Source organism: Streptomyces sp. NPDC088261, from assembly GCF_044740805.1.
Taxonomy (GTDB): domain Bacteria; phylum Actinomycetota; class Actinomycetes; order Streptomycetales; family Streptomycetaceae; genus Streptomyces.
Window position 1 is genome coordinate 30,777 of record NZ_JBIURL010000023.1, and the last position, 24,390, is coordinate 55,166.

General features: G+C 72.0%; 19 protein-coding genes. 10 read left to right on the plus strand and 9 right to left on the minus strand.

The features are described from left to right. Window positions 1-165 precede the first annotated feature (165 nt). The 4 genes from ACIODU_RS30725 to mshD form a co-directional block, all read right to left on the minus strand. Complete coding sequence (locus tag ACIODU_RS30725) at window positions 166-1,131, minus strand: ABC transporter permease (RefSeq protein WP_401771801.1); 966 nt, start codon at window positions 1,129-1,131, stop codon at window positions 166-168. Further along, complete coding sequence (locus tag ACIODU_RS30730; RefSeq protein ID WP_401771803.1) at window positions 1,128-2,042, minus strand: ABC transporter ATP-binding protein; 915 nt, start codon at window positions 2,040-2,042, stop codon at window positions 1,128-1,130. The genes ACIODU_RS30725 and ACIODU_RS30730 overlap by 4 nt, the downstream gene beginning before the upstream one ends. Next, on the minus strand, window positions 2,039-2,500 hold the full coding sequence (locus ACIODU_RS30735; protein WP_401771806.1) for a GntR family transcriptional regulator: 462 nt from the start codon (window positions 2,498-2,500) through the stop codon (window positions 2,039-2,041). The genes ACIODU_RS30730 and ACIODU_RS30735 overlap by 4 nt, the downstream gene beginning before the upstream one ends. Window positions 2,501-2,605: 105 nt before the next feature. Continuing rightward, window positions 2,606-3,526 carry a mycothiol synthase gene (gene mshD, locus ACIODU_RS30740; RefSeq protein WP_401771809.1) on the minus strand — a complete coding sequence of 307 codons (921 nt, stop codon included), beginning with the start codon at window positions 3,524-3,526 and terminating at the stop codon, window positions 2,606-2,608. 153 nt (window positions 3,527-3,679) lie between these two features. Here mshD and ACIODU_RS30745 point away from each other — a divergent pair, with 153 nt between their 5' ends. The 9 genes from ACIODU_RS30745 (at window position 3,680) to ACIODU_RS30785 (ending at window position 17,763) form a co-directional block, all read left to right on the plus strand. Continuing rightward, window positions 3,680-5,515, plus strand: a complete 1,836-nt coding sequence (locus ACIODU_RS30745; RefSeq protein ID WP_401771812.1) for a bifunctional metallophosphatase/5'-nucleotidase — start codon at window positions 3,680-3,682, stop codon at window positions 5,513-5,515. A 366-nt stretch (window positions 5,516-5,881) separates the two neighbouring features. Continuing rightward, complete coding sequence (gene pstC, locus ACIODU_RS30750; protein ID WP_401771814.1) at window positions 5,882-6,907, plus strand: phosphate ABC transporter permease subunit PstC; 1,026 nt, start codon at window positions 5,882-5,884, stop codon at window positions 6,905-6,907. A gap of 1 nt (window position 6,908) precedes the next feature. Further along, window positions 6,909-8,156: a phosphate ABC transporter permease PstA gene (gene pstA, locus ACIODU_RS30755; RefSeq protein ID WP_401771817.1), complete on the plus strand. Its 1,248-nt coding sequence runs from the start codon at window positions 6,909-6,911 to the stop codon at window positions 8,154-8,156. Next, window positions 8,156-9,937 carry a phosphate ABC transporter substrate-binding protein PstS gene (gene pstS, locus ACIODU_RS30760; protein WP_401771820.1) on the plus strand — a complete coding sequence of 594 codons (1,782 nt, stop codon included), beginning with the start codon at window positions 8,156-8,158 and terminating at the stop codon, window positions 9,935-9,937. Before pstA ends, pstS begins: the two co-directional genes overlap by 1 nt. Beyond that, window positions 9,934-12,675 (plus strand): hypothetical protein, encoded by a 2,742-nt coding sequence (locus ACIODU_RS30765; protein ID WP_401771822.1) that lies wholly within the window; start codon window positions 9,934-9,936, stop codon window positions 12,673-12,675. Before pstS ends, ACIODU_RS30765 begins: the two co-directional genes overlap by 4 nt. Window positions 12,676-12,789: 114 nt before the next feature. Then, on the plus strand, window positions 12,790-14,781 hold the full coding sequence (locus ACIODU_RS30770; protein WP_401771825.1) for an Ig-like domain repeat protein: 1,992 nt from the start codon (window positions 12,790-12,792) through the stop codon (window positions 14,779-14,781). A gap of 114 nt (window positions 14,782-14,895) precedes the next feature. Then, window positions 14,896-15,840, plus strand: a complete 945-nt coding sequence (locus tag ACIODU_RS30775) for a sortase (RefSeq protein WP_401771828.1) — start codon at window positions 14,896-14,898, stop codon at window positions 15,838-15,840. Between the two features lie 196 nt (window positions 15,841-16,036). Then, on the plus strand, window positions 16,037-16,759 hold the full coding sequence (locus ACIODU_RS30780) for a phosphate ABC transporter ATP-binding protein (RefSeq protein ID WP_345943723.1): 723 nt from the start codon (window positions 16,037-16,039) through the stop codon (window positions 16,757-16,759). Window positions 16,760-16,845: 86 nt separating this feature from the next. Beyond that, the gene (locus tag ACIODU_RS30785; protein ID WP_401771830.1) at window positions 16,846-17,763 is read left to right on the plus strand and encodes a phosphatidylinositol-specific phospholipase C; all 918 of its coding nucleotides are present in this window, start codon (window positions 16,846-16,848) and stop codon (window positions 17,761-17,763) included. 13 nt (window positions 17,764-17,776) lie between these two features. Here ACIODU_RS30785 and ACIODU_RS30790 read toward each other — a convergent pair whose 3' ends face one another. The 5 genes from ACIODU_RS30790 to ACIODU_RS30810 form a co-directional block, all read right to left on the minus strand. Then, window positions 17,777-19,192 carry a sensor histidine kinase gene (locus ACIODU_RS30790; RefSeq protein ID WP_401771942.1) on the minus strand — a complete coding sequence of 472 codons (1,416 nt, stop codon included), beginning with the start codon at window positions 19,190-19,192 and terminating at the stop codon, window positions 17,777-17,779. 32 nt (window positions 19,193-19,224) lie between these two features. Then, a complete protein-coding gene (locus ACIODU_RS30795; protein WP_401771832.1) occupies window positions 19,225-19,962 on the minus strand; it encodes a response regulator transcription factor in 738 nt (245 codons plus the stop codon). 112 nt (window positions 19,963-20,074) lie between these two features. Next, window positions 20,075-21,124 carry a S1C family serine protease gene (locus tag ACIODU_RS30800; protein ID WP_401771835.1) on the minus strand — a complete coding sequence of 350 codons (1,050 nt, stop codon included), beginning with the start codon at window positions 21,122-21,124 and terminating at the stop codon, window positions 20,075-20,077. 126 nt (window positions 21,125-21,250) lie between these two features. Then, complete coding sequence (locus ACIODU_RS30805; RefSeq protein WP_356429317.1) at window positions 21,251-22,273, minus strand: LacI family DNA-binding transcriptional regulator; 1,023 nt, start codon at window positions 22,271-22,273, stop codon at window positions 21,251-21,253. Window positions 22,274-22,297: 24 nt separating this feature from the next. Then, entirely contained in the window at window positions 22,298-23,218 is a 921-nt protein-coding gene (locus ACIODU_RS30810) for a response regulator transcription factor (RefSeq protein ID WP_401771839.1), read from the minus strand. 283 nt (window positions 23,219-23,501) lie between these two features. Between ACIODU_RS30810 and ACIODU_RS30815 the strand changes: the two genes are divergently transcribed. Beyond that, window positions 23,502-24,356: an alpha/beta hydrolase gene (locus tag ACIODU_RS30815; protein WP_401771841.1), complete on the plus strand. Its 855-nt coding sequence runs from the start codon at window positions 23,502-23,504 to the stop codon at window positions 24,354-24,356. Window positions 24,357-24,390 lie beyond the last annotated feature (34 nt).

Consider the following 24,390-nt stretch of genomic DNA (forward strand, 5'->3'; position numbering starts at 1 on the left):
ACGTCTGAATGGGCGGTAACGGCGACATGACGTGCAGGGAAGCGGGACGGGGCTCCCCGGGGGCGGTGACCGCTCCCCGGGGAGCGTTTTCCGGTGATGACCGGTGATGACCGGTGATCGCTGGTGCTCTCCGGTGCTCCTGGGGCGGGTGTGGTCAGGAGCCGGTCAGGCGTGCAGGCGCCGCAGGACGCGGAACGCGACGAGGGCGGCTGCCGCCGCGAGGGCCAGGACGATTCCGGTTTCTACCAGCTGGAGGGGCCAGAGGTGGGAGGCGGGGTGGTAGTCGACGAAGTTGACGGCGCCTTCCGGCCGCTTCTCGCACGGGGAGACCCGCCACCCGTAGGCGAAGCACTCCTCCCGGGTGATCCGCTCCCCGGCCGCCGTGATGACTCCCTCCTGCACCACCCAGTCGTCGGCCGCCCGCCGGATGGGGGTGGTGTCGGTGAGGACCGGCCACAGGAAGGGGCGCAGCCATTCGTGGAGGACCAGCACGACCGCGCCCATGGCGAGCGCGGTGGCGGCCAGCGCGACGACGGTCCGCCGTACCAGCAGCCCGGTGACGGCGCCGAGCGCGACGCCCAGTACGGCGTACGCGAGGGCGGTGGGACCGATGCCGATGTCGCGGAACGAGCTGTACCAGAAGTCCCCGTAGTGGTCGTCGGGACCGGTCGCCACGGCCCAGCGGTGGAGGCCCAGGAGTACGGAGACGGCGGCCACCGTGCACACCAGCGGTACGGCCAGCTTCGCGGCGAGCCACCGGGCGGGGGTGACGGACTGGCTCCAGGCCAGTTTGTACGTCCCCGATTCCAGCTCCCGGGCGATCACCGGGCCCGCGACGAAGGCGCCGACGACGCCGGGCAGGACGAGCAGGAACATCCTCAGGTAGGTGAGCCAGCGCTGGAAGACGAGCTCCGCGTTCAGGTACGTACGGACCGGGTCGCCGCAGCGGATCGACCTGGTGTCGACGGAGCAGCCGGTGGCCGAGAACGCGTCGGCGACGCTCGCCGCGTGGAGCCGCTGGTAGAGCAGCGCCGCGACGGCCAGGACCAGGAAACCGGCCCCCGCCCACAGGGCGCGCCGGTGCAGCCGGGTCGCGACCCACAGGGGGCCGCGCGGTGCGAGCGTCCTCACGCCGCCACCTCCGTAAGGATCCGCGCTTCCGCGCTCGGGGTCAGCAGGGACGGGGCTTCCGGGGAGCGCAGGTGGGCGAGGAGCAGCTCCTCCAGGGACGGGACGCGGGTGTCCCACGCGTCGTCCACCGGGCCGTCCGGCCTGATCAGGGCGGTGAGGCCGCGCCCGGTCGTGCGGGACTCGACCACGGTGTGCGGGGCCAGGCCGCGGGCGGGGCCCGTGATCATGGTGTGCGCGTTCAGGATGTCCTCGATCTCGCCGCCGAGCCGGATCCGGCCGCCGTCGACCAGCAGCAGGTAGTCGCAGGCGTCCTCCAGCTCCGTGAGGATGTGGGAGGAGATCAGCACGGTCGTGCCGTGGGTCGCCGCGCTGCCCAGCAGCGCGCCCATCAGCTGGTGGCGGGCGAGCGGGTCGAGGTCGGCCATCGGCTCGTCCAGGAGCAGCAGGTCGGGGCGTTTGCCCAGGGCGAGCGCGAGGGCGACCCGGGTGCGCTGGCCGCCGGAGAGCGTACGGACGCGCAGACCGTGGTCCAGGCCGCCGCCCGCGACGATCCGCTCGGCCGCCTCCTGGTCCCAGTGCTCCGGGTTGAGCTCCCGGCCCAGGCGCAGGGTCTGGCCGATGGTCAGCTGCGGGTAGAGCGGTTTGTCCTGGGCCACGTACGCGAGGCGCGGGCGGGCGGTCGCCGGGTCGGTGCCGAGGACGCGGAGCCCGCCCTCGGTGGGGGCGAGCAGGCCGGCCGCCGCGGCGAGGAGCGTGGACTTGCCGGCGCCGTTGGGGCCGACGAGGGCGCAGACGCGGCCGGCGGGGAGCCGGAAGGAACAGCCCCGCAGCGCCCACCGCCGCGTGCCGCGCCTCCCGAACCGTCTGTACGCCTTGCCGAGGTCCGTGACCTCCAGCGCTGTCACTGTCATGCGTGGTCCCCCTGGGTTTTGTCCGGTGCGTTCTGTTCGGTACGGGTGCTGCCGCGGGCGCCGCCGTTCCCGGCGCCGCCGTCCGCCGGGAAGGTCTTGTCCAGTACGGCGGTGACCAGCGCGGTCACGTCGTCCCGGTCCAGGCCCTCACCGCGGGCCCGCTCCGTCCACGCGGCCAGCTCCGCCCGCAGGGCGCTGTCGGCCGTGCCCCGGCCGAGGGTGCCCCGGACGAAGGTGCCGAGGCCGCGCCGCCCTTCGGCCAGCCCTTCGCGTTCCAGCTCGCGGTAGGCCTTGAGCACGGTGTTCGGGTTGACGGCGGTGGCCTCCACGACCTCGCGGGCGGTGGGCAGTTGGTCGCCCGGTTCCAACAGGCCCAGGCGCAGGGCCTGTTTGGTCTGCTGGACGATCTGGAGGTACGTGGCCACCCCGCTCCTGCGGTCGATGCGGTACTCGATCACCGCGCAACACCCTTTCACTAAGGAAGTAGTGAAAGCCTCCCGCAGAAGAGGGGACGGTGTCAAACACCGTCCCCTCGGGGGTGGTTCAAGACGTTGTGAATACGGTCAGGACTCCGTGCGGTACATCAGGTCCACCTCGTGCGTGACGAAGCCCAGCCGCTCGTACACCGTCACCGCCGCCGTGTTGTCCGCGTCCACGTACAGCATCGCCGTCGGCAGCCCCGCCTCCGCGAGGTGCCGCAGGCCGATCGCGGTCAGCGCCCTGCCGAGGCCGCTGCCCTGCGCGTCGGGCCTGATGCCGACCACGTACACCTCGCCCAGGCGTTCCTCGTCGTGCACCTTCGTCCAGTGGAAGCCGACCAGTTCGCCGTCCCGCTCGGCCAGGAAGAAGCCCTCCGGGTCGAACCACGGCTCGGCCTTCCGGTCGTCCAGGTCCCGCTGCGTCAGCCCGCCCTGCTCCGGGTGGTGGGCGAAGGCGGCCGCGTTCACCGCGAGCCAGGCGGAGTCGTCCTGCCCCGGCACGAAGGTACGGACGCTCACCCCGGCCGGCAGGGCCGCCTCCGGGATGCCCAGCGGCTTCAACGGCCGTCGCAGCTGACGCAGTTCCCGGAAGAGGGACAGGCCGAGCACCTGGGCCAGGTGCCGGGCCGCCGACTTCCCGCCGTGCGCCCATGCCCGCAGCCGCTTGCCCGACGCGGTGAGCAGCGCCGTGCCCAGCGCCCGGCCGTGCCCCCGGCCCCGGCGCTCCGGGTGGACGACCAGCTCGGCGGCCGGCGCCTCCACCGGATCGGTGTCCTCCAGCTGCGCGTACCCGGTCAGTTCGTCGCCGACGGTGAGCAGGAAGTGCCGTACGCCCTCGCGGTGTCCGCCGCGCAACTGGAGCCTGCCCTGTTCGGAGACGGCCTGCACGGCGTCCGAGGCGGCGGCCGCCGCGAGCAGGCCGAGGACGTCCTCGGCCTGCTCGGGGGTGAGCGCGTCTAGGGTCTGGATCTGCCGGGCGGGCCCACGGGCTGCTGCTTCACTCATGGGTCGAGGGTACGGCGAGGCCGCGCGCGTCACCGGCACCCGTAGCCGCAACCTGCTCGTAACCCCCGAACCCTGTCGCGCTACGCGCGTAAATCGTAGGCTGCGCCTCGCAATCACCCACAGATTTCGCATGTTGTACTCACAAGGGGAGCGATGTCAGCGACACCGCAGAAGAACCGTGCGGCCCGGCGGGTTCTCGTCGCCGCCGCCGGCCTGGCCACCGTCGGCGCGCTGGTCGCCGCGATGCCGGCCGCCGCCCAGAGCCAAGGGCACGGCGGCGGCAAGCACAGCGGCCACGGCAGCCACAGCCACCACAAGCCGAGCACCGTGGACCTCCAACTGCTGTCCTTCAACGACCTGCACGGCAACCTGGAGCCGCCGGCGGGCTCCGCGGGCAACGTCAACGAGAAGCAGGCCGACGGTACGGTCAAGGCCGTCCCGGCGGGCGGTGTCGAGTACCTGGCGAGCTCGCTGCGCACCGCGCGCAAGGGCCACCCCTACTCCATCACCGCCGCCGCCGGCGACCTGGTCGGCGCGAGCCCGCTGCTGTCCGGGCTCTTCCACGACGAGCCGACCATCGAGGCGCTCAACAAGATCGACCTCGACGTGACGAGCGTCGGGAACCACGAGTTCGACGAGGGCGCGGCCGAACTGGCCCGCCTCCAGAACGGCGGCTGCCACCCGACGGCCGGCTGTTACGAGAAGGGGCGCAAGTTCAAGGGCGCGGACTTCCCGTACCTCGCCGCGAACGTCACGTCGGAGAAGACCGGCAAGCCGATCCTCAAGCCGTACACCATCTGGAAGAAGAACGGCGTCAAGGTCGGCTTCATCGGGGTGACCCTGGAGGGCACCCCGAACATCGTGACCGCCGAGGGCGTCAAGGGGCTCAAGTTCCACGACGAGATCGAGACGGTCAACAAGTACGCCAAGGAACTGGACCGGCAGGGCGTCAAGTCCATCGTCGCGCTGATCCACGAGGGCGGGCTGCCCGCCTCCTCGTCGTACAACTACGACTGCGACAGCCCGGCCGCCGGCGGCGGGCTCTCCGGCCCGATCGTCGACATCGCGAAGGGCATCACGCCCAAGGTCGACGCGCTGGTCACCGGTCACACGCACAACGCGTACGTCTGCACGATCCCCGACCCGGCGGGCAAGCCGCGCATGGTCACCTCGGCGTCGTCGTTCGGCAAGCTCTACACGGACACCACGCTGACCTACGACCGCAGGACGAACGACATCGTCCGTACGGCGGTCACCTCGGCGAACCACGTCGTCACCCGGGACCAGCCCAAGGCCGCGGACCTGACCAAGCTCATCACGGACTGGACCACGCTGGCCGGACCGGTCGCGGGCACCCCGCAGGGCTACATCTCCGCGGACATCAACGGCCGTGGCGCCACGACGCCGGAGTCGCCCCTCGGTGACGTCATCGCGGACGCGCAGCTCGCCGGGATGGCGGCGCCCGAGAAGGGCGGCGCCCAGCTCGCCCTCATGAACCCGGGCGGCATCCGCGGCGACCTGGTCTACAAGGCGTCGGGCTCGGAGGGCGACGGGGTGGTGACGTACGGGGAGGCCTTCACGGTCCAGCCGTTCACCAACCTGATGAACGCCCTGGACCTGACCGGCACCCAGCTGATCACCGCGCTCCAGCAGCAGGTCAGCGGGTCCAACGAGGCCTCGCCGAAGATCCTCCAGGTGTCGCACAACCTCACGTACACCCTGGACATGACGAAGACGGGCGCGGCCCGGGTCGTCACCGACTCGATACGGCTGAACGGCGCGCCGATCGACCCGGCGAAGACCTACCGCGTCGCGATGAACGAGTTCCTGGGCGGCGGCGGCGACGGCTTCGCGGCGCTGGGCCAGGGCACGAACAAGCTGGTCGGCCCGGCCGACCTGGACCTGCTCAACGCGTACCTGACGGCGAACTCGACGCCGACGGCCCCGCTGGCCCCGCCGGCGGCGAACCGCATCACCGTCATCAGGTAGCAGCACCCGCGCGAGGAAGGGGCGGTGGCCGGAAGACGGCCCACCGCCCCTTTTGCGTGTCGTGACGTGCGCTTGACGCGCCCTTGGACATGTGTGGCCGGAATTCACCATGATTCTGTGTGCAGTTCGTGAAGGTGAATCCCAAAGTGGGAGTGTAATTACGTCTGCTTGAGGCAGTTTTGTCGATCCGTCACCCCCGTCTTCTGCACCGTATGACCATCTCGTGTTCGCGTTCTGCTCACATGTGTGAGCGAGGGACGACATGATCGAGCCATTAGATCTGGGTCAGCGCGCTGCCCGTTTGGTCGCGTCCATGCGCTTTTTTAATCACGCGTCCCGTGTGGCACCCAGGTGGGGGGTTCGGAGATGGCTACCGCAGCAGCGGGGTCGGACATATCTGGCAGACCGTCGGACGACGACGTGCCGCGGCGGCTCGACGCGGCCCGGGGGCTCGGGGACCGGGTCTTCCGCTGGCAGTTGACCGCGGCGGGTGTCGTGGTCCTCGCGATCATGGCGGCGGTCGGGCTGTTCCTCATGGTGAGGGCGGCGCAGGCGCTGCGCGCCACCGGCTTCTCCTTCCTCACCACGGCCCAATGGCAGCCGGACGTCCACAAGTTCGGCATCGCCGCCGTCCTGACCGGGACGCTGCTGATCGCCGCCGTCGCGGTGGTGGTGGCCGTACCGCTGGCGCTGGGAACCGCCCTGTTCATCGCCGACGTCGCGCCGGTCAGACTCCGCAGGACGCTGATCGCGCTGGTCGACCTGATGGCCGCCGTGCCGTCCGTCGTCTACGGGCTCTGGGGCCTGTTCTTCTTCCAGCAGCACGTGATCGGTCTGTCGCGCTGGCTGTCCACCTGGTTCGGCTGGATTCCGTTCTTCAAGGTGGACGGTGTGGTGGAGGGCGAGCCGCTCGCCACCGCCAGCGTCTACACCGCCTCGTCCTTCATCGCCGGCATCGTGGTCGCGCTGATGGTCGCGCCGATCATGTGCTCGGTGATGCGCGAGGTCTTCTCCCAGGCCCCCGCCGGCGAACGGGAGGGGGCGTACGCGCTCGGCTCCACCCGCTGGGGAGTGATCCGCGCCGTGGTCGTCCCGTACGGCAAGGGCGGCATCATCGGCGGGACGATGCTGGGCCTGGGCCGGGCCCTCGGCGAGACCATCGCCGTCTACCTGATCATCTCCCCGGTCTTCACCATCCAGCCCCACATCCTCCAGACCGGCGCGAACTCCGTCTCCTCACTGATCGCCCTGCACTACGGAGACGCCTCCGACTTCGGGATGTCCGCGCTGATGGCGGCGGGCCTGGCGCTCTTCCTGCTCACCCTGGCGGTCAACTTCACCGCCTCTTCGATCGTCGCCCGGTCCCGTTCCGGCGCCCAGAGCGAGGGCTGACATGACCGTCCTGGAAAAGACCCCGGCGGCCGTACGGACCCCTCCGCCGGACCCCGAGGCCGCTCCCTTCACCGAGGACGTGCCCCGCCGCATCGGCGGCGTCACCCGCAACGGTGTGCTCGCCCTGGCGGGGGCCGCCGCCGCCGGGGTGTGCGTCGCGGTCCTGCTCTTCGGCGAACTCGCCCCGCTCTCCGGCGCGCTGGGCTTCGCCGTCGTCGCCTACCTGGTGTTCCTCTGCGTCTACGCGGTGCTCACCGGACTGGAGGAGGACGGCCCGGCGGTGCGGGACCGGGTGATGACCGTGGTGCTGTGGTCGGCCGCGGGCCTGATGTTCCTCGCGCTGGTCATGGTGGTCGGCTTCACCCTCTACCGGGGCCGCGAGGCCCTGCCGCACCTCAACTTCTTCACCCAGGACATGCAGGCGGCGGGCCCGCTGGACCCGCTGACCAACGGCGGTATCGCCCACGCGATGCTCGGCACGCTCATCATGATCACCATCGCGCTCGCCATCACCGTCCCGCTCGGCCTGGCCTGCGCGGTCTACCTCAACCAGGTCACCGGCCGCTTCGCGCGCTTCGTCCGCACCATCGTCGAGGCGATGACCGCGCTGCCGTCCATCGTCGCGGGCCTGATGGTGTACGCGATCTGGATCCTCGGCCTCGGACTCCAGAAGTCCGGTCTGGCGGCCGGGTTCGCGATCAGCGTCATGATGCTGCCGATCGTCATCCGCGCGGCCGACGTCGTCCTGCGCCTGGTCCCCGGCAACCTCACCGAGGCCGCCGAGGCGCTGGGCGCGCCGCGCATGCGGACCGTGTGGCACGTCATCCTGCCGACCGCCCGCTCGGGACTGGCCACCGCCGTGATCCTGGGGACCGCGCGCGGGATCGGCGAGACCTCCCCGGTGCTCCTCACGGCCGGGTTCACCGCCGCCCTCAACGCCGATCCGACGTCGGGCCCGATGGTGTCGCTGCCGCTCGCGGTCTTCTCCTTCGTGAAGTCCCCCGAACCCACCATGATCGCGCGCGGGTTCGGCGCCGCCGCCGTCCTGATGGCCCTGGTCCTGATCCTCTTCGCGGTGGCCCGCGTCCTCGGCGGCCGGGGCCCCGGCCGGCAGACCAGGCGCCAGGCCCGCAGGACCGCCCGCGCCTCCCGCCGGGACGTCCGCCGTTTCGCGGAGGCCGCCCCCGTACCCGTATCCGATTCCGCGTCCACCCCCGCTTCCGCACCCGCATTCGGAGTGAACGACTGATGCCCAGCCACTTCACCTCCCGCGCCCGGCTCACCCTGACAGCGGTGTTCGGCGTGCTCGTCTCGGTCCTGCTGGGGCCCCTGGCACCGGCGGACGCCGCCTCGGAGAGCTACACCCCGATCGCCGGGGCCGGTTCCACCTGGGCCGAGAACGCCGTCGACGAGTGGCGGCGTGACGTCAACCAGTACGGCATGCGGATCAGCTACTCCGGTACGGGCTCCTCCGACGGCCGCCGCCAGTTCCTCAACGGCACGGTCGACTTCGCGGTCTCCGACATCCCCTTCCAGACCCACCCGACGGACGGGTCCGCCGCCGAGAACCCCGCCTCCGGCACATACGCGTACATGCCGATCGTGGCGGGCGGCACGGTGTTCATGTACCACCTGACCATCGGCGGCAAGCGGGTCACCAACCTGCGGCTGTCCGGCGACGTGGTCACCAAGATCTTCACCCGGGCCATCTCCTACTGGGACGACCCCGTCATCGCCGCCGACAACCCCGGCATGAAACTGCCGCACCGCCAGATCGTCCCCGTCGTACGGTCCGACGGCTCGGGCTCCACCGCCCAGTTCACCCTGTGGATGGCCAACCAGCACGCCGCCCTGTGGAAGGCGTACTGTGCGAAGGTCGGCCGCTCGGGAGCCTGCGGCCAGACCTCGTACTACCCGACCGTCTCCGGCATGATCGCCCAGTCCGGCGACCTCGGGGTCGCGGGGTACGTGGCGCAGGGGTACGGCGAGGGCGCGATCGGCTACGTCAACTACTCGTACGCCATCAACGCGCACTTCCCGGTCGCCAAGGTGCTGAACCACGCCGGGTACTACACCGAGCCGACCGCCCAGAACGTCGCCGTCTCGCTCCTCCAGGCGCGCATCAACACCAACAAGAGCTCCCCCGACTACCTCACGCAGAAGCTCGAAGGCGTCTACAACGACAGCGACAAGCGCAACTACCCGCTGTCCAGCTACTCGTACATGGTCCTGCCGCTCAAGGCCCAGGGCACGTTCACCGAGGCCAAGGGCAAGACGCTCGGCGCCTTCTCCTACTACTTCATGTGCCAGGGGCAGCAACAGGCCGAGCAGCTCGGGTACTCACCCCTGCCGATCAACCTGGTGAAGGCCGGCTTCGAGCAGATCCGCAAGATCCCGGGCGTCAAGACGCAGACCGTCGACATCAAGAAGTGCAACAACCCGACGTTCAGCGCCGACGGCACCAACCGCCTCGCGAAGACGGCCCCGTACCCGAGCGCGTGCGACAAGAAGGGCGCCACGGCCTGCACCACCGGCAGCGGCGGTGCGAAGACCGGCTCGGGCGGCGGCAGCGGCTCGGGCGGTACGGGCGGCTCCGCCGCCTCCGGCGGGGCGGCCGGCGGTGGCACGGGCGGCGGTGGCACGGGCGGTGGTGGCACGGGCGGTGGTGGCACGGGCGGCACGACCGGTGGCGCCGGTGGTACGGACTCCGGCGGCGGTGCCGCGACCGGCGGTACGGGCGCCGGGGCCGGCGGCGCGGGCGGCACGGGGGGCGGCGCCGGGAAGCCGGCCGTCGACCCGGACACCGGGCAGGTGCTCGCCTCCGGGGACGGCGGAGCCGGCGGCGAGACCGCGTCGGGCGGCGCCGCCGGGGCCGTGAACCTCGCCGAACCGGTCACCGTGGCCGGCCGCGGCGGCTGGGGCGGCGCGCAGACCCTGGTGCTGCTGACCGCGCTGGTCCTGCTGGGCCTGGTGCTGCTCCCCTCCGTCATCTCCCGCACGCTCGCCTCCCGGAAGGGCCCGGCCTCGTGAAGACCTCAGCTCTGAGAAGACTCGGAGAGTTCCGCCAGCTCCGCCGTTTCCGCCGCACCACCCTGCGCCTGGCGGCCGGGGCCCTGATCGGCGCGCTCCTTGGCGCCGTCGTGGCCCAGACCGCCCAGCCGGCCGCCGCCGTCACGGGCTCCGCCGTGACCGTGTCCGGGCGCGGCGAGTTCAAGGACATGCGGTTCACGGTCAGCCAGACCACGCACCTCACCAATCAGGCCGTCTCCGTGTCGTGGACCGGCGGGACGCCCACCCGGTTCGCCGGGGCCCTGTTCAACACCGACTTCGTCCAGATCATGCAGTGCTGGGGCGACGACGACGGGACGGTCAAGGGCAACCCGGGCCCCTCCCGTACCCAGTGCCAGTACGGCGCCTCGCCCACCACCAACCGCAGCGGCTGGCCCGGCAACGCCTACGACGACACCCGGGCCGTCACCTACACCGCGGAACCCACGAACTACGGGCAGGACGACCGTTACGGCCTGGACGGCGCCAACGGCCAGGGCGAGGTGCCGTTCAAGTCCGTCGACGGCACGGTCGTCGCCACCAACACCCAGAACAACCCGCTGTTCAACTACAACACCACCAACGAGGTGGACTTCGCCCGCACCAGCTCCGACGGGAGCGGGCAGGAGTACTTCGAGGTGCAGACCGCCAACGAGGCCCCGCACCTCGGCTGCGGCGCCCCCGTCACCAAGAGCGGCGCCACCAAGCCCCGTTCCTGCTGGCTGGTGATCGTCCCGCAGGGCCACCTGGACCTCGACGGCAAGCCGTACGCCGACACCACCCAGGTCAACGCCGGATCCCCGGTCTCCTCCACGAACTGGAAGAACCGGGTCGCGATCAAGCTCGGCTTCAACTCGGTCGCCTCCAACTGCGCCCTGGGCGCCGACGAACGCCCCACCAACGGCAGCGAGTTGGCCGCCGACGCCATGACGAGCTGGCAGGCGGCCCTCTGCCCCTCCGGCACCGTCTACGGCTACACCGAGATGGGCGAGCCCGACGCCCGGGGGCGGCTCTCCCGCGACGGTTCCTCCGGACTCGCCTTCACCACCCGCGCCCTCGGCGACGACCCCGGGACCACCGCGCCGGAGGGCCCCACCGCCTACGCCCCCGTCGCGCTGTCCGGCGCCGTCATCGGCTTCACCATCGAGCGCCGGGCGAAGGCGGGCGCACCGGAGTCCGCCCAGAAGGTGTCGGGCACCAAGGTGCGCTCCCTCGACCTCACCCCCCGGCTGGTCGCCAAGCTGCTCACGGAGTCGTACCGCAGCTCCGTATGGGGCGCGGTCACCAGCACGTCCACCGGTGGTGGCGCGCCGGAACTCCACGCCGCCCAGGGGTACGAGTGGCTGACCGGCAACCCGGCCGGCCTGGTGAGCGACCCCGACTTCCTCGCCCTGAACCCCGAGTTCGCCCACCTCTCCGTCGCCGAGACCCCGGCGACGGACACGGACCTGATCACCGCGCTCGGCCACTCCGACACGGCCCGCACGGTGTGGAACTGGATCGCCGCGGACAACGACGCCCGCGCGTTCCTGTCCGGCGTCCCCGACCAGTGGGGGATGCGCGTCAACCCGTACTTCAGCACCAGCGCGGACGTGAACCCCACCGGCTTCGCCTTCGACCTGGCCCGTGACGACTTCCCCAAGAGCGACCCGTGGTGCCTGGTCCCCGACGGCCTCGGCCCCGATGGCAAGCAGTGCATGACGGACTTCCACCCCTACGTGGACGACATGCACGCCGGCGCCCTGAACACCCGGCGCGCCGACACCCTGTGGAAGTCCAACTGGGACGCGCTCGCCGTACCGCCCGCCTACAAGAGCGTGGGTCCGCAGATCGTCGGCTCCCGCTTCGTGATCTCCGTGACGGACGCGGCCTCGGCCGCCCGCTACAGCCTCCAGAGCGCCCGACTGCTCAACGCGGCGGGCAAGTTCACCGCCCCCACCACGGGCGCGCTGACCGCCGCCGCGGCGAGCGCGACCGGCGACGCCGTACGGGTCATCGATCCGGCCAGGGTGACCGCGCCCGACGCGTACCCGCTCGCCCAGCTCGTGTACGGCGCGGTGCGCCCGGCCGAGCTGAAGGCGGCGGCGCGCAAGGACTACGCGGCGCTGCTGACGTACGCGGCGGGCGCCGGGCAGAGCAGCGGCACCGACCCGGGCGACCTGCCTCCGGGGTACGCGCCGCTGCCCGGCCCCCTGCGGACCCAGGCCCGCGCCGCCGCCGCCGAGATCGCGGCGTGGAAGCCGTCCTCGTCCGAAGGCCCCGGCAAGGGCGCGGGCACGGGCGGCGGCGGTGACGGTACGGGCTCCGGTACGGACACGGGCACCTCGGGCGGCCTCGGAGCGCCCGGCGGTGACAGCGCCGACGGCGGAACCCCCGGCGGCGGAAGCGCCGGCGCCGCTCCCGCGGGCACCACCGGCAAGGGCAGCCCCGCCCCCAGCGCGGCCCCGTCGTTCGACGGCGGCGCGGCCGTCCGTACCACCGCCAACGGCTTCACCCCGGCCGATCCCGCCAACTCCCTGCGGTACGCGGTCCCGATCGGCGCCGCCCTCGGCGCCGCTGCCGCCGCCGGAGCGCCCTTCGCGGGCGGGTCCCGGATCCGTCTGCCCCTGCGCCTGCCGCTCCCCGGCGGCCGGAGCGTCACCGTCCTGCCCCGCCTGGCGCTCCCGGAGCGGCTGCGCGCGGCCCTGCCCGAACGGCTGCGGCCGCACCCGCGTCCCTGACGCGTCCCACAGACCGCCGTCCGCCCCGAGAGGAAGTCGGGACGGACGGCTCGCTCCACCTTGCCAGAAACCCCGCACCAACCCCGTCACACCGTCCTCAGCAGGAGAAACACCATGCGCAGAATCCGCCTCACCGCGACGGCCGTCGCCGCCGCCGTCGTGGCCGGTGGCCTCGCCCTGGCGAGCCCGGCGTCCGCCGACCCCACGCCCGCGGGCACCTTCCGCACGCTGGTCGGCGTCGGTTCCGACACCACGCAGGACGTCCTGAACGCCCTGGCCGGCGACATCGTGAACGGTACGGACTACGCCGGTACGGCCGTGAAGTCGGGCGACGCGGGCCTCGCCTCGTACGACGCGATCGAGCCCGGCACTCTCTCCACCACCTCGAAGATCACCACCCGCAAGGGCGGCTCGCCCTTCCTGCGCCCCAACGGTTCGGGCAAGGGCCGTACCGCCCTCACCGACTCCCTCGTCGGCATCCCCTTCCAGGGCACCACCGACGTCATCAAGGGCCAGGTCGACTTCGCCCGCTCCTCCGGCGGCCCCGGCGTCTCCGGCACCAGCCTCACCTACATCCCGTTCGCCCGGGACGCGGTCGGCGTGGCGGTCAAGGGCTCGGCGCTCCAGAACCTCACCATCGCCCAGCTGCACGACATCTACTCGGGTGTCCTCACCCAGGTGAACGGCCAGCAGGTCAAGCCCTTCATCCCGCAGGGCGGTTCGGGCACGCGGAAGTTCTTCCTCGCCGCGATCAACGTCCCGGACGACAGCACGGTCGACCGGATCGCCACCGTCGTCCAGGAGAACCAGGCCGACGACGCCGTCAAGAACAACGGCGACCTCGTGCCCTTCTCCGTGGCCAGCTGGATCGCGCAGAACAACGGCATCGCGCCCGACCACAGCAGGACCGCGGTCACGGGCGGCGCCTACCTGGCCAGCCTCCAGCTCCCCGGCAACGTGACCTTCACCTCCCCGGTCGCGGTGAAGACGGACGGCAAGCTGACCCCCGCCACGGACTTCTACAACGACGCGACCTTCGGCCGTGACGTCTACAACGTCGTCCCCAGCCGGGCCATCGACCCGACCAGCGTCTTCTACGACAAGGCGCTGTTCGACGTCTTCGTCACCAGCGGCACCCACGAGGCGAAGCTCGCCTCGGACGACGCCGAGGGCGTCATCGCCAAGTTCGGCTTCGTGAACGAGCCGTACAACGGCTCCATCAGCCCCACCAAGCACGCCAAGTTCGGCGGCCTGGAGGACAGTTCCGTCTCCTCCGCCCTGCCGGGCACCCCGGTGACGAAGGCCGTCACCGGCGACGGGAGCCTCAAGGTCTCCTGGACCGCCCCGGCGGCGACCGGACTGCCGGTCACCGACTACCGCGTGGTGCTCACCGACGTCGACGGAGCGGTCGTCCAGAACAAGGACTTCCCCGCCACGACGAAGGCGTTCGAGTTCACCGGTCTGAAGGCCGCGAAGTACACGGCCAAGGTCACGGCCAACAACCTGATCGGCGGCGGCGCCCCGGCCACGGTCACCACGCCGGTCAAGTTCGTCAGCAAGACCGCGGCCACCGCCGCGAAGGTCGCCTACGGCGTCACCCCGAAGGTCGCCGTCACCATCACCGACACCCACGCGGTCTCCCCGACCGGCAAGGTCACGGTCTCCGAGGGCACGAAGGTCCTCGGCACGGGCACCGTCGTCAACGGCAAGGTCTCCGTCGCGGTCTCCAACCGCCTCTCGGTCGCCACGCACACCCTGTCGGTGGCCTACGCGGGCAGCAGCACCCTCAGCGCGTCCTCGGCCAGCGTGAAGCTGACGGTGGCCAAGACCACGCCGACGGTGACCGTCTCCCACCCGACGACGGTGAGCCACACCGCCAAGGCGAAGGTGACCGCCACGGTCAAGGCCACGGGCATCGTCCCCACCGGCAAGGTCGAGATCCGCGAGGGCACCAAGGTCCTGGCGACCGGCACCCTCAAGGACGGCAAGGTCGTCGTGACCCTGCCGGTCCTGCGCGCCGGCAAGCACACGCTGCACGCGCGCTACACCGGCACGTCCACGACGCTCCCCCGCGACGGCGCGAACTTCACGCTCACGTCCAAGTGACCCACCGCGCCGGGGAGGCCCGCCCGGCCTCCCCGGCGCACCCCATCAACTCGCCAGCCCGATAAGCCAGTTCACCATCCACCGGAGCACCGCCCGCTAAGGAGGCAGGCCGCCGTGACGGTCGCCGTACAGTCCCCGCCCCGCCCGCCGGGGGCGGAAGCCCCGCCCCGTACGACACCGGCCGCGACGCCGCCTCGCGTCCCGCGCGTTCCCCCGGCCCGGCACCTGGCCCGGGGCGCGCTGCTCACCCTCGCCGCCCTCCTGCTGGGGCTGACCGTCCAGCTGCTCCTGATCAGCCCCCTCCAGTACCGGGCCGCCCAGCAGTCGGCGTTCGACACGCTGCGGGCGTCCCTCGCCGAGGGCACCTCGCCGGTCGCCCAGACCGACGCCGGGGGACACCTGCTGACCCCCGGCACCCCGGTCGCGCTCCTCGACATCCCCAAGCTCCACCTCCGCCGCGTGGCCGTGCTGGAGGGCACCGACTCGCGGGTCCTGAGTGACGGGCCCGGCCACCGCCGGGACACCCCGATGCCCGGACAGGCGGGCACCAGCGTGATCTTCGGCCGGGCCGCCGCGTACGGCGGGCCCTTCGGCGATCTCCGTACGCTCGAACCCGGCGACACCCTCACCGCCACGACCGGGCAGGGCAGGGCCTCGTACCGCGTCACCGACGTACGGGTGGCGGGGGACCCCGCGCCGCCGACACTCGCCCAGGGCAAGGGGCGGCTGGTGCTGGTCACCGCGACCGGTAGCGCCTTCCTGCCGGCCGGTGTCCTGCGCGTCGACGCCGAGCAGGTGTCCGCCGTCGCCGTGACCCCCGCCGCCACCATCGTGCCCGGCTCGATCCCCGGCTCCGAGCAGCCGCTCGCGAGCGGCGACGGCGTCCCGTGGGAGCTGGTGATGTGGCTCCAGGCGCTGGTGGTCGTCGCGATCGCCGCCGTCTGGGCGTGGCACCGCTGGGGCCGGCACCAGACCTGGATCGTGTGCGCCCCCGTCGTGGCCGTCCTGGGACTCCAGGTCGCCGCCCAGGTCACCCACCTGCTCCCCAACCTTCTCTGACCACGAGGTATCCGCCGTGACCGACACCGCCGCACCCCACTCCGCCACGACCGACACGGTCGTCCTGCCCACGATCGAGACCACCACCGCGCCCGCGAGCACCACCACGACCACGGGCACGAACGCGAGCCAGGCCCCGGCCGCCCCCGCCACACTCGAAGCCCGGTCCGTCTCCGCCTGGTTCGGCACCCACAAGGTGCTGGAACGCGTCTCCCTCACCATGCCCGCCGGCGAGGTCACCGCGCTCATCGGCCCCTCCGGCTGCGGCAAGTCGACGTTCCTGCGCACCCTCAACCGCATGCACGAGCTGATCCCGTCCGCCCAGCTCGGCGGCGAGGTGCTCTTCGAGGGCCAGGACATCTACGCGCCGGGCCGCCGCCTCACCGACGCGCGCCGCGACATCGGCATGGTCTTCCAGAAGCCCAACCCCTTCCCGGCCATGTCCATCTACGACAACGTCGTCGCGGGTCTGCGCCTCACCGGCGTCCGCGCCTCGCGGGGCGAGAAGGACCTGCTGGTCGAGGAGTCCCTCACCCGGGCCGGCCTGTGGAAGGAGGTCCGTGACCGCCTCCGCCAGCCGGGCGGCGCCCTCTCCGGCGGGCAGCAGCAGCGTCTGTGCATCGCCCGCGCCCTGGCCGTACGCCCGCGCGTGCTGCTGATGGACGAGCCCTGCTCCGCGCTGGACCCGACCTCCACCCGCCGGGTCGAGGAGACGATCCACGACCTGGCGCACCACATCACGGTCGTCATCGTCACCCACAACATGCAGCAGGCCGCCCGCGTCTCGCAGCAGTGCGCGTTCTTCCTGGCCGAGCAGGGCACGCCCGGGGGCATCGTCGAACACGGGCCGACCGGGAAGATCTTCGGCACCCCGGAGGACGAGCGCACCGCCGACTACGTCGCCGGGCGTTTCGGCTGACGTGCGGCGGCCGCCTTCTGCGTGTGACGTGGACAGGTCATAATCCGAGGGCCGTTCCCGCCCGACGACCCGGAGGCATCCCCCACATGACCTCGTCCCTCCCCACCCGCCGCGGCTTCCTCGCCGGTGCTCTCGCCCTGTCCGGAACCGCCCTCGTCGGGACCGCCCCGGCCGACGCCGCCGTCGCCGCGCCGGCTCCCGCGCCGGCCCTCGCCCCGCGGGCCCTCGCCCCGCAGGACTGGATGGGCGGCTTCCCGGACGCGACCCGGTTCCCGTCCCTCACCATCCCCGGGACCCACAACTCCGGTGCCCGCGTGGGCGGTCTGTACGTCGCCTGCCAAACCACCAGCATCGCCGAGCAGTTGGCCAGCGGCGTCCGGTTCCTGGACATCCGCTGCCGGGCGTTCGAGGGCGCGTTCACCATCCACCACGCCGCGTACTACCAGAACCTGAACTTCGACGACGTCCTGAACCCCTGCCGCGACTTCCTCCGCGCCCACCCCTCCGAGACCATCCTGATGCGCGTCAAGCAGGAGTACTCCGAGGAGAGCAACGAGACGTTCCGCCGCATCTTCGACACCTACCTCGACGGCAAGGGCTGGCGTTCCCTCTTCCGCATCGGCGACGGGCTGCCCACGCTCGGCGAGGCGCGCGGCCGGGTCGTGCTGCTCGCCGACAACGGCGGACTGCCCGGACTCCGGTACGGGGACGGCGCGTTGTTCGACATCCAGGACGACTACGGGGCGGAGCCCATCGCCAAGTACTCCCGGATCGAGGCGCACTTCCGCAAGGCCGTCGCGCAGCCGGGCAAGCTGTTCGTCAACTACGTCAGCACCGCCGCCCTGCTCCCGCCCCGCTGGAACTCCGACCGCCTCAACCCCCAGGTCCACACGCTCCTCGACAGCGCGGGAGCGGCCGGCTGGCGCGGGCTGGGGATCGTACCGCTGGACTTCCCCGCCACCCGGCCCGGCCTGGTCGAGTCCCTGCTCCGCCACAACGGCTGAGCGGGCGGCACTCCTACCGCATCCCGGGCGGCGGCGTCCTCGCCCCCGGGATGCGGATCGTCGCCACCGTCCCGCCGCCCTCCGCCGGGCGCAGCGTGATGTCGCCGCCCGTCTGCTGGACCGTACGCGCCACGATCGACAGACCGAGACCCGAGCCCGGCAGCGCGCGGGCCGACGGGGAGCGCCAGAAGCGCTCGAAGACGTGCGGCAGGTCTTCTTCCGGGATGCCGGGCCCGTGGTCGCGTACGGTCAGCGCGCCGTGCTCGTCCAGCGCGACCCGGACGGTCCCGCCCGGCGGGCTGAACTTCACCGCGTTGTCCAGGACGTTGACCACCGCCCGCTCCAGCGCCGCCGGTTCGGCCCGTACGTACCAGGACGACAGCCGCGCGTCGATCGTCAGGTCCGGGCCGCGCAGCCGGGCGCGATCGAGCGCGCTCCGCACGACGTCGTGCAGCGCGACGACCTGGAGCGGGCCGGGGTCGGTCGCGTCGGGCCTGGACAACTCCTGGAGGTCCCCGATGAGCGCCGCCAGTTCCGTCATCTGCGCCTTGACGGACGCCATCAGCGCCCTGCGGTCGTCGGGCGGGATCGCCCGGCCCGTCTCGTCGCTGCGCGCGAGGAGTTCGATGTTCGTACGGAGCGAGGTGAGCGGCGTCCGCAGCTCGTGGCCCGCGTCGGCGATCAGCTGGGACTGCCGTTCGCGGGACGACGCGAGCGCCGCCGTCATGGAGTTGAAGGCCTGGGACAGCCGGGCGATCTCGTCGTCGCCCTCCACCGGGATCCGGACGGTGAGGTCCTCGGTCTGGGCGATGTGCTCGACCGTCCCGATCAGCCCGTCGACGGGCCGCAGCCCCGCGCGCGCCACCCACAGCCCGGCCGCGCCCGCCCCGATCACCCCGACGCCGGCGACGGCGGCGAGCAGGAGGGCGAGCCGGTTGAGGGAGTTGTCGATCTCGCTGAGGGGGCGGGACACGGACACGGCGACCTTGGCCACGACGGGCTGGACGCCGGGCGGGGCGGGCAGCCGGATCGCACCCTGCTGGGTGTAGACCCGTACCGCCGCACCCTTGTCGGTCGTGCTGTCGTGGAGCGAGGTCTCCCGGACCGGGCTGTCCGCCACGGCCTTGTCCGACGCGTGGACCTTGACCGGTTCCGAGCCCCGCGCGACACACCGCTGGCCGTCCGCGAGAACCACCTGGAAGTTGGCGAAACCGCCGGGGTTGGCCGCAGCCTCCGCGTCCGTCCCGTCGAGGCAGTTGTTGACGGCGTCCGTCGCGGTCGCCGTCAGCTGGGACACGCTGGTGTTCTCCAGCGAGTTGTCCAGCTCGCTCTGCAACTGCGCCCGCGTCAGCAGCCAGCAGGCCGCCGCCACCGCCGCGACCGCCACCGCCACCGCGGTCGCCACCAGGAGGGCCAGCCGCGAGCGCATCGGCAGCGCCCGGAACCGGCGTACCGGAGAGATCACTCCTGACCGCCCGCGGCGACCTCGGCCCGCAGGGCGTACCCCACTCCCCGCACGGTGTGGACGAGGCGCGGTTCGCCGCCGCTCTCCGTCTTGCGCCGCAGGTACATCACGTACACATCAAGGGAGTTGGAGCTCGGCTCGAAGTCGAAGCCCCACACGGCCTTGAGGATCTGCTCGCGGGTGAGCACCTGTCTCGGGTGCGTGAGGAACATCTCCAGGAGGGTGAATTCGGTACGGGTCAGCTCCACGCGCCGTGTGCCGCGCGTGACTTCACGGGTCGTCAGGTCCATCCGCAGGTCGGCGAAGGCGAGGACGTCCTCCTCGGCGACCCCCTCGGTGGCCGCCGCGTACGAGCTGCGCCGCAGCAGCGCGCGGATCCGCGCGAACAGCTCGTCCAGCTCGAACGGCTTGACCAGGTAGTCGTCCGCGCCCGCGTCGAGACCGGTGACCCGGTCGCCGACGGTGTCGCGCGCGGTCAGCATCAGGATGGGGACCGTGGAGCCGCCGGCCCGGAGGCGGCGGGCGGCGGTGAGGCCGTCCATGCGCGGCATCTGGATGTCGAGGACGATCAGGTCGGGTGCGTAGGCGGCGGCCTTGGCGAGCGCGTCGAAACCGTCCACGGCGACCTCGGTCCCGTAGCCGTCGAACGCGAGGCTCCGCTGGAGAGCCTCGCGCACGGCGGGCTCGTCGTCGACGATCAGGATCCGCTGGGGATCGCCTTCGGCGGGACTCATGTCGCTTCTTCCGGCAGGAGGGGCGGGGGACGGGGGCAGGGCTGCTACCAGCGTCGCACGGCCCCCTGTCTGGGTGGCGTATGTGGTGCGACCGCGGTGGCCGCCGCGGTCGTCAGTTGGTGCCGCCGTCCCGCAGGCTCGCCAGGTCCGCCTTCACGGTGTCGACCGGGATCGCGAAGCCGAGGCCCACGTTGCCCGCCTCCGAGCTGCTCGTGCCGGAGCCGGAGGCGAAGATCGCCGAGTTGATGCCGATGATCTGGCCCCGCATGTTGATCAGCGCGCCACCGGAGTTGCCCGGGTTGAGCGACGCGTCGGTCTGGATCGCCTTGTACGTGGTGGTCGAGTCCCCGGTGTCCCCGTTGAACTGCTGTCCGCCGAACTGGAACGGCCAGCCGCCGCCCTGGTCCTGCTGTTGCCGCTGCTGGCTCTGGTCGGTCTCCTTCGGTACGGTCACGTCCCGGTCGAGCGCGGAGACGATCCCGCTCGTCACCGTCCCGGACAGCCCCTCGGGCGAGCCGATCGCCACGACCTCGTCACCCACCTTGACCTGGGAGGAGTCGCCGAGTGTGGCCGTCTTCAGGCCGCTCGCGCCGTCCAGTTTGATCAGGGCGAGGTCCTTCGCGGGGTCGGCGCCGACGACCCGCGCCGTGTACGACGTGCCGTCCGTGAGCCGGACCTTGACCGAGGAGGCGTCGGCGATGACGTGGTTGTTGGTGACGATCTCGCCGTCGGGGGTGAGGACCACGCCGGAGCCGGTCGCCTCACCCGCGTCGGAGGTGGCGTTGATCTCGACGATCGCGGGGGACACCGCCTTGGCCACGCCGGCCACGGTGCCGAGGCTGCTCTGCGAGACGCTCGCGCCGCTGACGGTCGTGGAGGTGGTGCTCGTGGTGTTGTCCCCGGAGTAGTGCTCGACCAGGCCCGCCGTACCGCCGCCGACCACGGCCGCGGCGACCGCCACCGCCGCGAGCAGTCCGACCGGACCGCGCAGCCGGCGCGCGGCGGGGGTGCCCCCGTGGCCGCCCTGGCCGCCGTGGCCGTGATGAGCGGGAACGCTGGGCTGATACGGGGGAGGAGGGGGGAACGCGGGGTCCCCGAACGCTCCCTGGGGCTGGTGCTCTTCGCTGTCCTCGCCGCCGGTGCGGCCCCAGTAGTTCGTCATGCATATGACTGTCGTGGCCCCAGATGAGAACGGGCTGAGGAGCCTGTGAGAAGCCCGACAGAACCCTGTATGCCCGATATAAAGTCCGCAGCCCCTACGGCATCGGGACCGGCGGGATCTCCGGCTCTACGAGCAACCGCACGACCGGCGCACGATCAGCGCCGACGGGAACTGCTTCACCCGTTCCCGGCGCGACCCCGCCAACCGCAGCCCCTCGTCCAGCACCAGGTCCACCGCCGCCCGCGCCATCGCGGGACGGTCGGACGACACCGTCGTCAGCGGGGGATCGGTGAGCCCCGCCTCCTTGACGTCGTCAAAGCCCGCCACCGCCAGCTCGCCCGGCACGTCCAGGCGCAGTTCGCGGGCCGCGCGCAGCACGCCGATCGCCTGGTCGTCGGTGGAGCAGAAGATCGCCGGCGGCCGGTCGGGGCCCGCCAGCAGCCCCAGCGCGACCTGGTAGGCGTCGTAGCGGTTGTACGGCGCCTGGAAGAGCCGGCCCTCCACCGAGCGGCCGGCCTCCAGCATCGCCCGGCGCCAGCCCTCGACATGGTCGGCCACCGGGTCGCCGACGGCCGGGGTGTCCTCCATGCCGCCGAGGCAGGCGACGTACGGATGCCCGTGCTCCAGCAGATGGCGGGTGGCGAGCTGGGCGCCGCCGATGTCGTCCGTGACGACGGCGACGTCGTCCAGCGACTCGGGGCGCTCGTGCAGCAGGACGACCCGCGCCTCCCACGCCTCGACCTCGGCCGCCGCGCGTTCGCTCGGGCCCTGGCTGACCAGGATCAGGCCGGAGACCCGCATGCCGAGGAAGGCCCGCAGGTAGTGGACCTCACGCTCGTCGCGGTAGTCCGAGTTGCCGACCAGCACCATCTTCCCGCGCTCGGCCGCGGCCTGTTCGACCGCGTGCGCCATCTCCGCGAAGAAGGGCTGCCGGGCGTCGGGCACGATCATCCCTATGAGATCGGTCCGCCGTGAGGCCATGGCCTGCGCCACCCGGTCGGGCCGGTATCCCAGTTCCGTGATCGCGGCTTGTACCCGCTCGCGCGTGGCCGGGGCGACCGGCCGGGGTCCGTTGTTGATGACATAGCTGACGACCGCGGTCGAGGTCCCCGCCAGTCGTGCCACATCGTCCCGCGTCACCTTGGCCACGCGCGGCAGTCTACGCGTGGTGACCTACCTCTTGGCAGGCCGTCCGGCAGCTTCCCTCTCGGCATAGCGCGCGTCGGCGGTCCCGTTGGGGGTCCCGTTGACCGTTCCGCCGGCCGTTCCGTTGTGCCGCGGCTCCTCGGCACGACGGTCCCGGCGGTGGTCGGCGGAGGTCTCCGCGCCGCTGTCCGTACGGGCGTCGGTACGGGCGTCCGTACGGGCCCCGCTCAGGGCGGCGGTGGCTTTCGCCTTGGCCTCCTCGGCGGCCCGTTCGACCTTCTCCGGGGTGACGAAGCGGTAACCCACGTTGCGTACGGTCCCGATCAGCGACTCGTGCTCGGGGCCGAGCTTGGCCCGCAGGCGCCGTACGTGGACGTCGACCGTCCGCGTACCGCCGAAGTAGTCGTACCCCCACACCTCTTGGAGCAGCTGGGCGCGGGTGAAGACCCGGCCGGGGTGCTGCGCGAGGTACTTGAGCAGCTCGAACTCCTTGAAGGTCAGGTCCAGGACCCGGCCCTTGAGCTTCGCGCTGTAGGTGGCCTCGTCCACCGACAGGTCACCGTTGCGGATCTCCATCGGGGAGTCGTCGGCGGAGATCTGCTGGCGGCCCATCGCGAGGCGCAGCCGGGCCTCGACCTCGGCGGGACCCGCCGTGTCGAGCAGGACGTCGTCGATGCCCCAGTCCGCGGTGACGGCCGCGAGGCCGCCCTCCGTCACGACGAGGAGCAGCGGGCAGCCCGGTCCCGTGGAGCGGAGCAGCTGGCAGAGCGAGCGCACCTGCGGGAGGTCGCGGCGGCCGTCGATCAGGATGACGTCGGCACCCGGGGTGTCGACGAGAGCGGGGCCTTCGGCGGGGGCGACCCGCACGTTGTGGAGCAGCAGTCCGAGGGCGGGAAGCACCTCCGTCGACGGCTGGAGGGCGTTGGTCAGGAGCAGCAGAGAACTCATCGCGGCTCACCTGCCCCGGTGGAGCTGGTTTCGTACCCGGCTTCGTACCGGGCTTCGTGCGGGGTGATGCTGGGGTCGTACACGGTTCGCTTGCCCATTACGTCGGTTCCTCCTCGGTCCCTGCGAGGACGTATGCGGCACTGCTGGTGGTGCGTGTTCTTCGAGCGGTGTTCGTAATGCTGCGTTCGTCACCCTGTGACATCTGTCTGTAACAACGATCGGGAAACGCAAAAGGACCCGGGGGCTACGTTGCCCGGATCCTCTTCGCAGCAGAATAGCCCACATGTGCGCCTTGGAAGAGGGTCGATACCGCAGTTCATCAGATACCCCGACCGCTCCGGGGGCCGTGCGCACGGTCCTCAGGACGGCCGACGGGGTGCCTCTTGACGCGATGTACGAGCCGTGTACAGCGGGTTTCCCCCAGGATTCGACCGCGGATCATGAGGGGTCCGGGGGCACGGCGATCGTGGTGGCGCACGGCTTCACCGGGTCACTCGAACGGCCCGCGATCCGCCGCGCGGCCCGGGTCTTCGCACGCCGGGCGGCCGTGGTGACGTTCTCCTTCCGGGGGCACGGGGCGTCCGGTGGCCGGTCGACGGTCGGCGACCGCGAGGTGCTGGACGTGGCCGCGGCGGTGGAGTGGGCCCGCTCGCTCGGCCATACGCGGGTGGTCACGGTGGGCTTCTCGATGGGCGGCTCGGTGGTGCTGCGTCACGCGGCGCTGCACGGAGCGCGGCACGGGGGGCGCATCGAAGCGGAGCCGGACGCGGTGGTCTCCGTCAGTGCGCCCGCTCGCTGGTATTACCGGGGTACGGCTCCGATGCGCCGCCTGCACTGGGTGGTGACGCGGCCGGCGGGGCGGTTCGTGGGACGCGTGGGCTTCCGTACCCGTATCCATGACCGGGACTGGGACCCCGTACCCCTGTCTCCGACCGAAGCGGTCCCCCTGATCGCCCCGACCCCGCTGCTGCTCGTGCACGGCGACCGCGATCCGTACTTCCCGCTGGACCACCCGCACATGCTGGCGGCGGCGGGCGCGGCGGAGCTGTGGGTGGAGCGTGGCATGGGTCACGCGGAGAACGCGGCGGACGAGGCGCTGCTGGGGCGTATCGCGGGGTGGCTGGTGCCGGAGCGGTGAGGGGGTTCGTCCATCATGGAGGGCCGGACGGACA